This is a genomic window from Pseudomonas sp. R1-7 (genome assembly GCF_051132105.1).
Taxonomy (GTDB): domain Bacteria; phylum Pseudomonadota; class Gammaproteobacteria; order Pseudomonadales; family Pseudomonadaceae; genus Aquipseudomonas.
Genome location: NZ_CP071661.1, coordinates 1,574,569 through 1,588,930, shown reverse-complemented (window position 1 = coordinate 1,588,930; position 14,362 = coordinate 1,574,569). Strand labels below are relative to the sequence as shown.

Annotated in this window: 15 protein-coding genes and 1 tRNA gene; 5 read left to right on the top strand and 11 right to left on the bottom strand. The window is 59.1% G+C overall.

The annotated features are described in order from the left end of the window. Positions 1-162: 162 nt before the first annotated feature. The 6 genes from flgE to J3P79_RS07005 form a co-directional block, all read right to left on the bottom strand. Positions 163-1,470: a flagellar hook protein FlgE gene (flgE, locus tag J3P79_RS07030; RefSeq protein WP_434609238.1), complete on the bottom strand. Its 1,308-nt coding sequence runs from the start codon at positions 1,468-1,470 to the stop codon at positions 163-165. 28 nt (positions 1,471-1,498) lie between these two features. Next, positions 1,499-2,221 carry a flagellar hook assembly protein FlgD gene (flgD, locus tag J3P79_RS07025; RefSeq protein WP_434609236.1) on the bottom strand — a complete coding sequence of 241 codons (723 nt, stop codon included), beginning with the start codon at positions 2,219-2,221 and terminating at the stop codon, positions 1,499-1,501. Positions 2,222-2,236: 15 nt separating this feature from the next. Beyond that, complete coding sequence (gene flgC / locus J3P79_RS07020) at positions 2,237-2,680, bottom strand: flagellar basal body rod protein FlgC (protein ID WP_186615025.1); 444 nt, start codon at positions 2,678-2,680, stop codon at positions 2,237-2,239. A 3-nt stretch (positions 2,681-2,683) separates the two neighbouring features. Further along, the gene (flgB, locus tag J3P79_RS07015) at positions 2,684-3,091 is read right to left on the bottom strand and encodes a flagellar basal body rod protein FlgB (RefSeq protein WP_039591881.1); all 408 of its coding nucleotides are present in this window, start codon (positions 3,089-3,091) and stop codon (positions 2,684-2,686) included. 251 nt (positions 3,092-3,342) lie between these two features. Further along, positions 3,343-4,170, bottom strand: a complete 828-nt coding sequence (cheR, locus tag J3P79_RS07010; protein WP_434609234.1) for a protein-glutamate O-methyltransferase CheR — start codon at positions 4,168-4,170, stop codon at positions 3,343-3,345. Positions 4,171-4,224: 54 nt separating this feature from the next. Continuing rightward, complete coding sequence (locus J3P79_RS07005; RefSeq protein ID WP_434609233.1) at positions 4,225-5,151, bottom strand: chemotaxis protein CheV; 927 nt, start codon at positions 5,149-5,151, stop codon at positions 4,225-4,227. 77 nt (positions 5,152-5,228) lie between these two features. Here J3P79_RS07005 and flgA point away from each other — a divergent pair, with 77 nt between their 5' ends. The 4 genes from flgA (at position 5,229) to J3P79_RS06985 (ending at position 7,835) form a co-directional block, all read left to right on the top strand. Next, positions 5,229-5,993, top strand: coding sequence for a flagellar basal body P-ring formation chaperone FlgA (gene flgA / locus J3P79_RS07000; RefSeq protein WP_434609232.1), 765 nt, complete (start codon positions 5,229-5,231; stop codon positions 5,991-5,993). A gap of 172 nt (positions 5,994-6,165) precedes the next feature. Further along, positions 6,166-6,480, top strand: a complete 315-nt coding sequence (gene flgM, locus J3P79_RS06995; RefSeq protein ID WP_039591877.1) for a flagellar biosynthesis anti-sigma factor FlgM — start codon at positions 6,166-6,168, stop codon at positions 6,478-6,480. A 48-nt stretch (positions 6,481-6,528) separates the two neighbouring features. Next, the gene (locus tag J3P79_RS06990; protein WP_039591876.1) at positions 6,529-6,996 is read left to right on the top strand and encodes a flagella synthesis protein FlgN; all 468 of its coding nucleotides are present in this window, start codon (positions 6,529-6,531) and stop codon (positions 6,994-6,996) included. Between the two features lie 92 nt (positions 6,997-7,088). Beyond that, entirely contained in the window at positions 7,089-7,835 is a 747-nt protein-coding gene (locus J3P79_RS06985) for a flagellar brake protein (RefSeq protein ID WP_039591875.1), read from the top strand. A 66-nt stretch (positions 7,836-7,901) separates the two neighbouring features. On the opposite strand, the gene J3P79_RS06980 is transcribed toward J3P79_RS06985, so the two are convergent. The 5 genes from J3P79_RS06980 to J3P79_RS06960 all read right to left on the bottom strand — a co-directional run bounded on the left by J3P79_RS06980 (position 7,902) and on the right by J3P79_RS06960 (position 13,405). Further along, entirely contained in the window at positions 7,902-9,263 is a 1,362-nt protein-coding gene (locus J3P79_RS06980; RefSeq protein ID WP_434609229.1) for an MFS transporter, read from the bottom strand. A gap of 70 nt (positions 9,264-9,333) precedes the next feature. Next, positions 9,334-10,575 (bottom strand): glutamine synthetase family protein, encoded by a 1,242-nt coding sequence (locus tag J3P79_RS06975; protein ID WP_434611386.1) that lies wholly within the window; start codon positions 10,573-10,575, stop codon positions 9,334-9,336. 240 nt (positions 10,576-10,815) lie between these two features. Then, positions 10,816-11,508, bottom strand: coding sequence for a sensor histidine kinase (locus tag J3P79_RS06970; protein WP_434609227.1), 693 nt, complete (start codon positions 11,506-11,508; stop codon positions 10,816-10,818). Next, complete coding sequence (locus J3P79_RS06965; protein WP_039591871.1) at positions 11,501-13,108, bottom strand: tetratricopeptide repeat-containing response regulator; 1,608 nt, start codon at positions 13,106-13,108, stop codon at positions 11,501-11,503. Before J3P79_RS06965 ends, J3P79_RS06970 begins: the two co-directional genes overlap by 8 nt. 220 nt (positions 13,109-13,328) lie before the next feature. Next, a tRNA-Arg gene (locus J3P79_RS06960) sits at positions 13,329-13,405 on the bottom strand. 526 nt (positions 13,406-13,931) lie between these two features. Here J3P79_RS06960 and J3P79_RS06955 point away from each other — a divergent pair. Then, positions 13,932-14,258 (top strand): Arc family DNA-binding protein, encoded by a 327-nt coding sequence (locus J3P79_RS06955; protein WP_010226671.1) that lies wholly within the window; start codon positions 13,932-13,934, stop codon positions 14,256-14,258. The last annotated feature ends 104 nt before the right edge of the window (positions 14,259-14,362 follow it).

The window sequence follows — 14,362 nt, the reverse complement described above, 5'->3', positions numbered from 1 at the left end:
GCTGGCCTCATCGCGAGCAAGCTCGCTCCCACATTGGAATGCGTACTCCTGTGGGAGCGAGCTTGCTCGCGATGAGGCCGGCCCAAGCAATACAAAACTGAAGCTCATGAAAAAGCCCCTCTTTCGAGGGGCTTCTTGTGCAGCTTCAAGCAACCTTCGACATCAAGCCATCTGAATAATGGTCTGCATGATGGTGCTCTGGGTGGAGATGGTCTTGGCGTTCGCCTGGTAGTTGCTTTGCGCCTTGATCAACTCGACCAGTTCGTTGGTCAGGTTGACGTTGGACTCTTCCAGGGAGTTGGAGACGATCGAACCCAGGGTGCCGGTTTGTGGCGCGTCGTAGCCCGGGATACCCGAGGCGAAGGTTTCCTTCCAACCGGTGCCGCCTACCGGCTGCAGGCCCTGCTCGTTGGTGAAGCTGGCGAGCGCGAGCTGGCCGATCGGCTTGGTCTGGTTGTTGCTGAAGTTGGCCAGCAGTACACCGCTGCCGTCGATGGTCAGGTTGGTGATCTGGCCAGTGGCGTAGCCGTTCTGGGTCGGAATCGACCGTGCCGTGTCGGCGTTGAACTGGGTGGTGTTGGCCATGGAGATGGTAATTGTATCGGCGCCGTCGGCACCATTGGCGGTCCACACACCGTTGGTCACGGTGCCGGGGATCCAATCATCCAGTTCCAAGTCGCTACTGGTGGTCGCGGGTGGAGTGGTGACCGTGGTCAACCTGCCGTTCGCGTCAAAGTTCATGGTCGAAGGCACCGCCAGGGTAGCGGCAGCGGTCGGCGAGCTACCGTCCAGGTTACGACCGTCGATCAGCGTGTAGACATCCCATTCATTCTCGCCAGTCTTGACCATGTATTGGTCCATGGAATGCTGGTTACCCTGGGTGTCGTAAATCGGCGTGGTGAATTGCTTGGTGAAAGTCGCTGTATCGGCCGGGTTGAACACGTAAGGGGCCGCTTGGTTGATAATCGGGGCCGTCGAGTTCAGGTTAATCGTCGACGAAACCAGGCTGGTGGTTTGCGGCGGCAGGTTCGAGGTGTCGATACGCAGGTCGGTCAGGATGCCGTTCTGGATCTTGCCATTGGCATCCACGCCATAACCCTGCAAGCGCGCGGTACCATCACTGTTGGTGATGAAACCTTCCTTGTCGGTCTTGAAGGTACCGGCACGGGTGTAGCTCAGGGAACCGTCGTTGCTCAGGACAAAGAAGCCCTGGCCCTGAATGCCCATGTCCAGCACGTTGCCGGTGTTGTTCACGTCACCCTGGCCGAATTGCTGGGAAACGTTGGCCAGGCGCACGCCGTTGCCGACGGTCTTGCTGCCCGAACCCAGCTTGGTGGCCGAGTAGACGTCTTCGAATTCCGCACGGGACGATTTGAAACCGGTGGTCGCCACGTTGGCGATGTTGTTGCCGGTCACGTCCAGCTGTTTGTTGGCTGCATAGAGACCGCTAAGGCCGATGTTGAAAGACATGTTGACTCCTTTTGCCGGTTAGTCGGCTCTACATACCAATAGTTTGTACTTTGGACAGGGCAATGCTGCCCAGCCCGGCCAGGTTGAGCATCAGTTCACCGCCCGTCTGGCTGATCGTCACGCTGCTGACCGTGGCCGGCAGGTTGGTGATCAGTGATGTGGCCTGGCCATCAATGGTGGTCGAGGCGCCAAAGCTGTAAGTGCCCGACTCGAGCGTGTTCCCCGCGTCGTCCTTGCCGTCCCAGATAAAAGCGGACTTGCCGGCATTCTGGCTGCCCAAGTCAATGGTGCGGACGGTCTTGCCATCCTTGTCCATGATCTTGACCGCGACGGAAGAGACCGAAGCCGGTACCACCACGGTGCCGTTGAAGCTCTTGGACGTGTCGACCACAGCCTTGTCGCCGGGAGCGATCACCGAACGCCCGACCAGGGACGAAGCTTGCAACGCCTGGGACGAGTTGTAGTTGCCGGCGATGCCGCTAACCGTATCGTTGAGCGTGGTGATGCCTTCCAGGCTGCTGAATTGCGCCAACTGGGCAACGAACTCGCCGTTGTCCTGGGGCTCCAGCGGGTTCTGGTTCTTCAGCTGGGTAACGAGCAGTTGCAGGAACGCATCCTTGCCCAATTCCTGGTTGCCGCTCGCCGCATTGGTTGCCGCGCCCAGGCCATCGGTCGTGGTGTTGGTCTTGACCGAGGAGTTGGCGAGAATCTCGTTGAGGCTCAAACCGCCGGTAGTGTTGGTGACGCTCATGTGACTCGCCCCTTATCACTGACCGAGGGTCAGGACCTTCTGCATCATGGTTTTGGCGGTGTTCATCATTTCGACGTTGGTCTGGAACGAACGACTGGCGGAAATCATGTCGGCCATTTCCTCGACGACGTTGACGTTCGGGTAATAGACATAACCCTTGGCGTCCGCGGCCGGGTGGTTTGGCTCATAACGTGCATCGAGGTTGCTCTGGTCTTCGACTACGCCAAGGACCTGTACGCCCTGCCCCGCCGCGTCCTGGTCTTGGAACAGCGAGTCACTGCCGCCGGACTGGCCGCCCTGGAACATGGTGGCGAACACCGGGTGGCGGGCGCGATAGGTCTGGTCGATGCTCGACGAAACGGTCTCGGCGTTGGCGATGTTACTGGCGACGGTGTTCAGGCGAGTGGTCTGGGCACTCATGGCACTGCCGGCGATGTTGAAAACGCTCGCGATCGACATGGCTTACTCTCCACGCAGGGCCGATACCAGCCCTTTGAATTTACTGTTGAGCAGGGTGAAGCTGGCCTGGAAGTTCACGGAGTTTTCCGCGTAGTTGGACTGTTCCAGTTGAGCGTCCACGGTGTTCTGGTCGATCGACGGTTGCATCGGCGTGCGATACATCAACGATTCGTCGCCGCTGCCCACGCCCTCGGCTTCGATATGACGGCTGTTGGTCATGTTCAAGGCGAAGTGGCCGTTCTTGGTTTTCTCGTTCTGCTCGGCGAGCACCTTGGAAAAGTCCAAGTCACGGGCCTTGTAGTTCGGGGTGTCGGCGTTGGCGATGTTGTTGGCCAAGACTTCGGCACGCTGGGCGCGGAAGCTCAGGGCCTGTTCGTGGATACCGAGCGCTTTATCGAAGCTGATGCTCATGTCGGAAACCTTTGGGTGACCAGAATGTACGTACGAAGGCTTTAGCAAGCGTCGTGCCACTTTTAAGAAGCCCGTAAACCGGGGCTTTGCGAGGATCGGCAAGGCGGCAATGCCAGAAAAGCGGCAATCGGTTTCCGCTGGCTGCCGCTTTTCTGCCGCTTCTCAGGCGCAATTGAGATCCAAACGGTGGGACGTTGCCGAAAAAAAACGGGAGCCCCTTGGGACTCCCGTTTTTTTACAACCCAAGCCAATCACTTCGCCTGGTAAATGATTCCCGGGCTGCACTGCACCATCTGGTAATGATCCGGCAAACCGTTGAGCGCCTCGGAAGCACCCAGGAACAGATAACCGCCTGGCTTTAGCGTGCTGTGGATACGCAGCAGGATGTCTTTCTTCACTTCGGCGGAGAAGTAGATCAGCACGTTGCGGCAGAAAACGATGTCGAACTTGCCCAGGCTGGCGTAGCTGTCCAGCAGGTTGAACGAGCGGAACTCCACGCGGCTCTTGATCGGCGCCTTGACCACCCATTTGCCGGGCCCCTTAGCGTCGAAATAACGTTGCAGGCGATCGGGCGACAGGCCGCGGCCGATGGCCAGGCTGTCGTACTCGCCGGTCTTGCAGTTATTGAGCATGGTCCCGGACAGGTCGGTGGCGACGATCTGCACGCCGCCCTTCAACTGGCCGATGTTGGTCCGCTCGAATTCGTCGATGGACATCGACAGCGAATAAGGTTCCTGCCCCGACGAACAGGCCGCCGACCAGATCCGCAGGCGCTGGCCCGGACTGGCCTTGATGGCCGCCGGCAACACCTTGTTCTTCAATACCTCGAAGGGATAGGTGTCGCGAAACCACAAGGTTTCGTTGGTGGTCATCGCGTCCACGACCATTTCGCGCAAGCCACTGCGCGGCTGGGTCTGGATACGCTGGACCAGCTCGCCCAATGACTTGATGCCCTGTTGTTCCATCAATTTATTGAGACGGCTCGACACCAGGTACTGCTTGTTTTCACCAAGCAAGATGCCACAGGCTTTTTCCAGGAAGACCCGGAACTGTTCGAAATCCAAATTACCCGTAGACAAGATACCGCCTCTTTTCACTGTGTTGACTTGCCGGGCGCACAACGCGCCCGACCTTTAGCCTGCTGTCTTGATTCGTTCGACAACCCGGGAAGCCAGGTCATCGGGCCGGAACTTCGCCAGGAAATCGTCGGCGCCGACTTTCTTTACCATCGCCTGGTTGAACACCCCGGACAACGAAGTATGCAAGATGATGTGCAGCTTTTGCATGCGTGGGTCGCTGCGTATCTCCGATGTCAGCGTGTAGCCGTCCATCTCCGGCATCTCGATGTCGGAGATCATCATCAGGAACTCTTCTTCCGGCTTCTTGCCCTCATCGACCAACTGGCGAAGATAATCCAGCGCTTGCCGTCCGTCGTTCAGGGCGACCACTTCGACGCCGACCGTTTGTAGACAGCGCGTAACCTGCTTGCGTGCCACCGAAGAATCGTCGACGGTCAGCACACGCAGGGAAACTGCTTTGTGCTGGGTCTCGGCATCCACCACGCCAACGGAAATGGTCTCCGGGGTCGGCGCCACTTCGGCGAGGATCTTCTCCACGTCGATGATTTCCACCAATTGGTTATCAACCCGGGTCACCGCCGTCAGGTAGTGATCGCGGCCGGTCCCCTTGGGTGGTGGATGGATCTCTTCCCAGTTCATGTTGACGATGCGCTCCACCGACCGCACCAGGAACCCTTGGGTCTTGGTGTTGTACTCGGTGATGATCACAAACGGATTGCTCTGGTCCAGCAACCGGCCGGAACCGGTCGCCATCGCCAAGTCGAGAATCGGGATGGTCGCTCCCCGGATATTCGCCACACCGCACACGACGGGACTGGATTTCGGCATCAGGGTGAGCTTAGGGCATTGCAGCACTTCGCGAACCTTGAACACGTTAATTCCATATAACTGTTGGCCGTCGAGACGGAACAACAACAGCTCCAGGCGATTCTGACCCACCAGCTGTGTGCGCTGGTTTACCGAATCCATCACTCCCGCCATGCCCTGACTCCTACTCACGCTAATGTGTCCGTCGCGCATTCATCACTAAACGGCACGGGGCTTGCTATTGAACCGGCATGAACGCACAAACGACATTTTCTCGACGCCTGACCACTCACTGCCGCCACTGGCTCGGTGCACTGCTGGCTGCCTGCCTGCTCGCGTCTGGCGGTCCTGCCGTCGGTGCTGCTGCTGTAACCTTGCCTGATCTCCTTATCGGCGTCACTCAGGGCTTTCTTGAGTTCACCGTAGAAGACTACCTGGCAACCAGTCAAACCGAAGGTCGCTACGAGATCGAAGTCAACCAGCTCGACCCTCGCCTGCGCATGCCAATGTGTGACAGGGAATTGACTGCCTCGCTGGAGAGCCCGGCCCGGCCGCTGGGCCGCGTCACGGTGAGGGTTCGTTGCGACAGCGCGGCGCCCTGGACCGTGTTCGTGCCCGCTCAAGTGCGTCTGTATCGGGAAATTGTCACCACCACTCGTCCACTCAAGCGCGCCGGGATTGTCGAGCCGCAGGACGTGGTCTTGCGTGAACGCGACGTCAGCCAGATCAGCCAGGGCTTCTTGACCTCCGTCGATGAGGCCATTGGTCAGAAACTTGTCCGACCAATGGTCGCCGACCAAGTGATTACCCAGGTGCATCTGGAACAGGCCGAAGTGGTTCGCAAGGGCGACCAGGTGGTCATTACCGCTCGCAGCGGAACCCTGGCCGTGCGGATGCCCGGCGAGGCCCTGGCCAACGGCGGCATGCGTGAACAGATTCGGGTAAAGAACCTCAACTCCCAGCGAGTCATCAAGGCCCAGGTGATAGCGCCTGGCCAGGTAGAAGTGGCTATGTAAGAGGCCGCAAGGAGGGTAGACAGGCTGGCGCTTGACCTCGGTGTTCCCTAGACTGTGCCTTGTACAGGGCAAGCGCAGACGTGCGCTCGTTCATTTGAAAAAATGAGCCTAAAGTTTTTTTGGGGATGGCCGAAAACATGGCAAGCGTCCAAATACCCAGAGGTTTTTTACCATGGTCATCGATTTCAATCGTTTAAACAGCTCCTCGCCCGTGACAGGCACAACGCGCACCAGCGCCAGCAAGGAAACCGTCGAAACCGACAAATCCAAGCCAGCCGACCAGGCCGCCACTGTCAAGAACGGGGAGTCGGTACACCTCAGCAATGAGGCTCAACAGTTGCAGAAGGTCACTGACAAGCTGCGCGATCAACCTGTCGTCGACAACGCCCGCGTGGCCGCGTTGAAAGCAGCAATCGCCGATGGCAGCTATCAAGTCGACAGCAACCGTGTAGCCAGCAAGCTGCTCAACTTCGAAGCCCAGCGCTAGGCCAACGCCTGCGCCAGGCTTTTGGACGCTTAAGACCCAAGGCCAGCCATGCACGACACTCATTTATTGCAACTGATCACCGACGACTTCGCTCCAGCGCAACAATTACTGGAGTTGTTGCAGACCGAAGCCCTGGCATTGCACGGGCGGGACATGCCGCTGCTGGAAAACATTCTGGCGCAGAAACAGGCATTGATCATTTTGCTCGACCAGCATGGCCGCAAGCGCAGCGAAATTCTCGCCAGCCTCAACCTGCCCGCCGATAACAGTGGCCTCGAGCAATTGGCCAGCCAATCGCCGATCGGCGATCAGCTGTTGTCGCAAAGCGCGGTGCTCAACGACCTGCTCAACCAATGCCAGGCCGCCAACGCTCGAAACGGCCAGTCCATCCAGATGCAGCAGGCCGCCACCGCCAATCAGTTGCGCATTCTCAACGGCGGCGAAATCCCGACGCTCTATGACGCCCGCGGCTCGACCGCAAAAATGGTCAAGCACCGCCCGCTCAGCCAGGCATGAAGCGAACGATGCCGGCGCACTATCAACGCGCGATACATGCTGGCAAAATGCTGGCTCTTTGTAGTCGTATTTTGCCTGGAGATTGACCCACCGTGTTCAATGCCTCAAACGCGGATGATGCTCCGCAGCCACCCAAGGTCCTCACCACCCCTCTGGAAATCTCCGGCAACCTGCGGATGCTGCAAGACAGCCATGACCCGCTGATCATCACCTTTCACGAGCGCAGCCAGCGGTTCCAGAGCTACCTGGTGGATGTCGATCGCGACAGCAACACCATCGCCCTGGACGAAATGATTCCTCGGGACGGTGAACGTTTCCTACTGGCGGGCGAGCCGTTTCGCGTCGAGGGTTTCCATGACGGCGTGCGCATTGCGTGGGAAGGCAACGGTCCGCTGACCATCCAAGAGTCGAGCGACGGTCGCTGCTATCGCGGCGCCTTGCCTGAAGAAGTGGTTTACCACCAACGTCGCAACGCCTTCCGGGCCGCACTGAAACTGGCGCAGTTGGTTAACGTGGAACTGGGTGGCGACAAGCTCAAGTCTCCGGTCAACGGCAAACTGCTGGATATCTCCGCAACCGGATGCAAGCTGCGCTTCGACGGCGACATCACCGAGCGGCTGCAACTGGGCCAGGTTTATGAACGCTTCATCGCCGCCCTGCCGTTCGGCAACATGACTGCACCCGTGGAGCTGCGCTACCTGCATTTCGAAGAGCGCATCAACACCACCTTCGCTGGCGTGCGCTTCCACAATATCAGCGGCCTGGTACAGCGCCAGGTTGAACGGTTCGTGTATCAATTGCAGCGTGAAGCCCGCCGGTTCGATAAAGACGATTTCTGAGTTTCTCGCGCGCTATAAAAAAACGGGCAATCCCTTGCAAGGATTGCCCGTTTTTTTATGCCGGACTCATGGCCTGGCCTGGGTGAAATCGGACGGTGGCGGTTGGTCACCGGCGTCTTCGGTGACCGGCTCCAGCTCTGGCTCCACCTCGGCGTCCGGATCGGGCGACGTCTGCATCTGCTCCTGCACCACCTGCTCGTCGACCCGCGGATCGAGGCACGCCACCAGCGGTGAGCTGGTCATGTTGTCCGGCATGGCCACATGGTGCAGCGGAGCGTCGTCGACCTGGTGCAAGTTGGTGACCGCTTTCGGCCGAATCCGCCACACCAGTACCAACGCGAACAACGCGAAGAAGCCGTAGAGCATCTGGCTGCCGAAAAGCTTCATCAGCACACCCGCCACCAACGGGCCAATACTCGCGCCAACGCCGTAGGTCACCAACAGCATCGCGGTGAGCGACACCCGGCGATCACCTTCGACGTGGTCATTGGAAAACGCCACCGCCAATGGGTACAGGCAAAACTGCACCAGCGAACAGCAGAACCCCGCGACGAACAACACTTCCAGCGGCACCTTCGACAAAATGGCCAGCGGCAATGCACACACCACCAGGGCCAGCGCGAAGCAGCGGATCAACAGGGCTCGATCATAACGATCCGACAGCCAGCCCAACGGCCATTGCACCAGCAGGCCGGCAAAGATGCAGCAACCCATGAACAGGCCGACCTGCTCGGTGCTCAGGCCCTGCTGAGAGGCGTACAGCGGCGCCAGGCCGTAGAAGGAGCCAACGATCAGCCCGGAGCCCAACACCGTGGTCAGCGACTGCGGCACACGCTTGATAAAGAAGCGCGGCTCCATGGGGGCCGGATGCAGCGGAGCCGGGTGGATCCGCCGGGTCAACGCCACTGGCACCAGGCACAGGGCGAAACACAAGGCCACCAACATCAGCAATTCCAGTCCCAGGGCCGGATGCATGACCAGGATCAGTTGGCCCAGCACCAGTCCCAGGTACGAAGCGATCATGTAGCCGCTGAACACCACCCCGCGCTGCTTGGCATCGGCCTGCTCGTTGAGCCAGCTTTCGATGACCATGTACTGGCACATCATGCCCAGGCCGACAATCATCCGCAGCACGATCCAGGCCGGCAGCCAGTCCACCAGGCCATGGCCCAACACCGCCGCGCCGACGATCCCGGCGCAAGCCGAATAGGCGCGAATATGCCCGACCCGGGCAATCAAGCGGTGGCCGATCTTGCCGCCCAGCACCAGGCCGAAGTAGTTCGCTGCCATCAGCGCACCGACCCACAGGCTGTCCACGTTGTCGGCGGCCAGGCGCAGGGCCAGGTAAGTACTCAAGAGGCCCGAGCCGATAAGCATCATCAGCGAGGCGAAATAAAGCGCTCGAAAAGGTTTCCAGATTTGGCGCATCGGCGTTCCGAGCGGCTCCTTGAGGTGAGTAAGGGCTATCGTTCGAAGATAGCCCGAATGCGACGGTTCGTTATGCCTGGGCCGCCAAGACGCGCCGCTCCCAGGGTGTGATTTCGTCAAAGAAACTGGTCAGTTCCAGGGTCTTCGAGGCAATGTAGCCTTCGATGAACTCGGTACCGAACAGTTCCTTCGCCAAGTGGCTACGCTTGAGACGTTCGAGGGCTGCATGCAAGGTACATGGCAAGGACAGATTATCCGGCACCTCGAACTCACCCTGGATCGCGTCGCCCGGTTCCAGGCGATTTTCTATGCCATGGAGCCCCGCCGCCAGGCTGGCGGCAATTGCCAGGTAAGGGTTGGCGTCGGCTCCCGGCAAACGATTCTCGACCCGCCGGGCCACCGGCGGACTCGCAGGAATCCGCAATCCGGCCGAACGATTGTCATGGGACCAGCACGCATTGTTTGGCGAGGCAAATGGATGGCAGAGGCGGTGGTAGGAGTTCACGTTCGGCGCGAACAGCGCGGTGAAATCCGCCATGCCGGCCTGTTGCCCGCCAATGAAGTGCCGAAACGTTGCCGTCGGCTCTCCCGCCTCGTCGCTGAACACATTGCGACCACTGTCCAGCTCGACGACACTCTGGTGAATGTGCATCGAACTGCCAGGCGTCCGCGCCAGCGGCTTGGCCATGCAGACCACCGTCAGGCCATGCTTGAGGGCCACTTCCTTGAGCAGATGCTTGAACAGGAATGTCTGGTCCGCCAGCAGCAGAGCATCACCGTGGAGCAGATTGATTTCGAATTGGCTGACGCCCATTTCATGCATGAACGTGTCGCGAGGCAAGCCCAAGGCCGCCATGCATTCATAAACTTCAGCGAAGAACGGACGCAGGCCGTTGTTGGAACTGATGCTGAACGCCGCTTGGCCATCTTCGCGTCGACCGTCCAGGCCCACCGGCGGCAGGAACGGCTGGGCAGGATCCGGATTGGGGGCGAACACAAAGAATTCCAGCTCCGTCGCCACGACCGGCGCCAGCCCGAGCGCGGCATACCGAGCGATCACGGCCTTGAGCTGGCCACGCGTCGACAAAGGCGAGCTTTCACCGCTGAGCTCGTCGGCATCGCAGATCGCCAAGGCGCGTGGCGGATGGCTCCACGGCAAGCGATGAATCTGCTGCGGATCGGCCACCAACGCCAAGTCGCCATCGTCACTGCCATAAAAGCGCGCTGGCGGGTAACCGCCCATGATGCATTGCAGCAACACACCCCGCGCCATCTGCAACCGCCGGCCTTCAAGGAAGCCCTCGGCGCTCATTACCTTGCCCCTGGGTACGCCATTCAAATCCGGCGTGACACATTCAATCTCATCAATGCCCGTCAATCGCTGTGCGAGTGAACGCTGGCCATCGGTCGTCATGACGCAATCCTTGTTATGTGCGAGCCGCGAACGGCAACCCGTACAAAATAGGCTCCGGCTGTTCGGAATATCAAGCACTCCGAGACAATAAACATCTGACATGGAACGCACAGGGTTCTGTACCGACCGAAGGCTGGCTCAGGGCAGATACAGCCTGAACACGCCGCCGCCCAGCACACCGCCGTTGGCAATCTCGGTACGCCCGCTCAAGCCGCCGCGCTGGTGCAGCCCGGCGATCCTGGCGGCGAAATACAAGCCCAGCCCAGTGCTGCCACTGCTGTGGTTGATACCCTGCACGTACTCGGCCTGACGCTCGATCATCTCGGCCGGGTAGCCCTCGCCGTCGTCATTGATGGTCAGCACCAACTGCCCGGCCTCGTCGCTCACGCTGATCAACAATGCCTGGCGCCCGTGGCGAATGGCATTGTTGATCATGTTGTCGAGCACCGAAGCAATCAGCTCGCGATCGAAGAAACCCAACGGGCTCAGCGGATCGACCTCATAGGTGGCCATGATGCCGCGACTGCGGAACACATCCTGATGACCGGCCAATTGCGCTTCAATGAAGTCATCCAGCTCATGGTAGGCCGGATGCAGCGGCAACTGATTGACACCCAGCTTGTACAACCCGAGCAACTGCACCAGCAGGCCATTGAGGTGGGCAAACTCGAACTCGATCACGCCCTGCTCCGAGGTCTGCCGCTCAGGCTCCGGCAAGCGCTCGAGCCATTGCGTGTGAGCCTGCATGAGCAAGGTCAGGGAGTTTTTCATGTCATGCACGGTAGACGCGATCACCGTGGAAAAATCGAGCGCCTGTTCGCTGTCATTCATCGCCAAATGCCTTGCTCCGCAGTTTCTGATAACGCGCATGACGCGCATCGGTATCGGGCATCATGCCCACCAGTTTCAGGCAGGCGCGACACTCCTGAAGCAACTCCGATTCCACGCTGGTATCGGTGCCGTGCAGCAGCGATTGCGCCATATTCAGGGCAATACTGATGTTCTTCGGTTGCATCTTCAGGGCACGCCGGAACAGCTCCCGCGCCTCGGGCAACGCGCCGGTCTTGTAGACGCGCACGCCCTCGCGGTTCAGCTCGGCGGCGGCGTTGCCCTGGTTGAGGATGTTCGGGTCGTCGGTGAGCTTGGCGATGCCCTGCATCACGGCCGGATCATCACCGTAGATTTCCGCGCAGTTCTTGAGCATCGACTCGCCGGCACTGGTCTGGCCGAGCATCTGCAATTGCTTGGCCACCAGCAAAGCGGCCTCGGCGCTCATGAATTGCTCCATGCCGTCGAGACGCTGCAAGGCTTGTTCGGTCAGCTTCTCGGCGGTTTCGGCATCGTTGAGCAACAGGCTGGTGGCTTTCATCAGCCGCGCTCGAACTTGCAGGCCCGGATCGCTGGGGTTGTCCTTCGCCACCGCGCTGAGCGTGGTGTTGATTTCCAGCCTTGTCCGAGTGTCGAGGCCTTTCTCGCTGCCCTTGCTGATCAAGGCATGGGCCAGGCCAAGGTTGCTTTCCGGATCCTTGAATCGCGATTGCGCGCCCTGCCCAACCGCCTGGCGATAGGCTTTGGACGCGGTCTCGTAATCCTCGTTGGTCATCGCCAACTTGCCCAACAGGGATTGCCGACGCACCGCCAACGGCGACAGGCGCACCGCTTCTTCCAATATGTTCTGGGCTTGCTTCGTGTCGCCCTCGGCCACCAGCACATCGGCCATGCCGTCATACAGGGCCGGCATCATCGGGAAGACTTTCAGGGCTTTTTCATAGACAGCCTTGGCTTCGCCTATCTGCCCACGCTTGAACAGCAACTTTCCCAACCCCGCATAAGCCCATGGCAACGGGCGATCCGCGATGATGGAGTTGTACAACCGCTCAAGGGCCTCGTTCTGATTCAGGTCGCGCAGCGCATCGGCCCGATAACGCAGGCACAGCGGCCCGTAGCGTGGATCCTGCTTGCACAGGGCGATGCAAGCATTGAGCACTTCCATCGGCTTGCCACGATCAAGCGCCTGCAGGATCGGCTTGAGCAACGTCTTGCGCTGCTCCAGGCGCTCCAACCGCTGGGCCAGGCCGGAGCGATTGAAAGGTTTGGTCAGGTAGGCATCCGGCTCATGTTCCAGGGCACTGAGCACCATTGCCTGGCTGGTCTCGGCAGTCACCATGAGGAACACGCTCTCATGGCTGATCAACTTCTCGACCATCAGGTCTTCCAGCACCTGCTGGCCGTTCTTGCGCCCGTCACCCAGGTGATAATCCTGCAAGATGAAGTCATAACGCTTTTGCGAGCACATGCGCAGTGCCACTTCACCGGTGTCGGCGGTGTCCACGTCCTTGACGCCCAACTCCCGCAACATCGACCGGACGGAGCTGCGGAAATCCGAAAAATCATCGACGATCAGAAAACTTTTTTGGTGGTACGCCAGCATCGAGGATGTCCAGGCAGATAAAAAAATGAACTCAATGGCAAAACAAACGAAACATCGCCTCACGGCTGGCGAGGCGCGCAGATGATAGACACCCGCGACGCATACCGCGAGCCGTTCCAGGACGCCGGGACGTCAGGAAAGGAGACTCATAGGGTTATCGGCCGCAAATGGCGTTCCGTTAAGGAGATCGTAGGAGTTGCAGGACAGCGGGATAATAAAATGGTGTCCCAGGGCAGGTTCGAACTGCCAACCTTCCCCTTAGGAGGGGGATGCTCTATCCAATTGAGCTACTGAGACACGGGTCGACCACGAGAAACGCGGTGCGTTGGACGGCGAGCATGTTAACGGCCACTCTCGCGTTTGTCATGTCGTCGCTGCCTTTTAAGTGTAGGCAAATGGTTCGCCCCAAGCGCCGCGCCGAGGAAAGACCGCGCAAATACAGCACCATTCATCCTTCCCCGACCTGCCGACCTAGTAAATCGGCATTTTGCCACTATCCTATACAAAGCAAGGACGGCAGGCGTTTTGTTGCGTATCGGTTATCCGCCCAACGGTATGGCACAACGACACGATGCAGTGGTCACAACTGCGGAACCTGTGTGTTTTTTCAAACCAGTCCGCATTTTTTGATGAAGGGTACTGGCATAACGCCTTTACCCGGATCAGAATTTGTCACAGAATTGGCGCCAATGATCTGGCAATTTTGAGGCATGATGCGGGCCTCTTAACAATTCAGGTTGAACATTTGGCTGCGGGCCTTGTCCTATCGACATCCTGCGGCCAATCCCAGAACCGCTCCCCTGAACTAACCGGTTAAATAAATATGCGCCCAATGAAACAGGCAATTTATTCCAGCCGTACGGCTGACAAGTTCGTCGTACGTCTGCCAGACGGAATGCGGGAACGCATTGCCGAGGTGGCTCGTAATCATCACCGCAGCATGAACTCCGAAATCATCGCGCGCCTTGAGCAAAGCCTGATTCAGGAAGGTGCATTGGGTGAAGAATTGAGCATGCGCCTGGACAGCCCGGAGCTGTCGCTGCATGAGCGCGAGTTGCTCCAACGCTTCCGACAACTCTCTCATCGCCAGCAGAACGCCCTCGTTTCGCTGATTGCTCATGATGCCGAGATGGCCGCAGACGCGTCCTGATCGTGTCCAGGGTAATAAAGCCAGCTTAGTGCTGGCTTTTTTTTGCTTGGAATCTGGCAGCCAGGAAAAACCATCGCCCAGACAAAAGCCCGCCGGTCGGGCGG

Coding starts and splice junctions, on each gene's coding strand:
- flgE (WP_434609238.1), bottom strand. CDS start 1,470: ATGTCTTTCAACATCGGCCTTAGCGGTCTCTATGCAGCCAACAAACAG.
- flgD (WP_434609236.1), bottom strand. CDS start 2,221: ATGAGCGTCACCAACACTACCGGCGGTTTGAGCCTCAACGAGATTCTC.
- flgC (WP_186615025.1), bottom strand. CDS start 2,680: ATGTCGATCGCGAGCGTTTTCAACATCGCCGGCAGTGCCATGAGTGCC.
- flgB (WP_039591881.1), bottom strand. CDS start 3,091: ATGAGCATCAGCTTCGATAAAGCGCTCGGTATCCACGAACAGGCCCTG.
- J3P79_RS07005 (WP_434609233.1), bottom strand. CDS start 5,151: ATGGCGGGAGTGATGGATTCGGTAAACCAGCGCACACAGCTGGTGGGT.
- flgA (WP_434609232.1), top strand. CDS start 5,229: ATGAACGCACAAACGACATTTTCTCGACGCCTGACCACTCACTGCCGC.
- flgM (WP_039591877.1), top strand. CDS start 6,166: ATGGTCATCGATTTCAATCGTTTAAACAGCTCCTCGCCCGTGACAGGC.
- J3P79_RS06990 (WP_039591876.1), top strand. CDS start 6,529: ATGCACGACACTCATTTATTGCAACTGATCACCGACGACTTCGCTCCA.
- J3P79_RS06980 (WP_434609229.1), bottom strand. CDS start 9,263: ATGCGCCAAATCTGGAAACCTTTTCGAGCGCTTTATTTCGCCTCGCTG.
- J3P79_RS06975 (WP_434611386.1), bottom strand. CDS start 10,575: ATGAGCGCCGAGGGCTTCCTTGAAGGCCGGCGGTTGCAGATGGCGCGG.
- J3P79_RS06970 (WP_434609227.1), bottom strand. CDS start 11,508: ATGAATGACAGCGAACAGGCGCTCGATTTTTCCACGGTGATCGCGTCT.
- J3P79_RS06965 (WP_039591871.1), bottom strand. CDS start 13,108: ATGCTGGCGTACCACCAAAAAAGTTTTCTGATCGTCGATGATTTTTCG.
- J3P79_RS06955 (WP_010226671.1), top strand. CDS start 13,932: ATGCGCCCAATGAAACAGGCAATTTATTCCAGCCGTACGGCTGACAAG.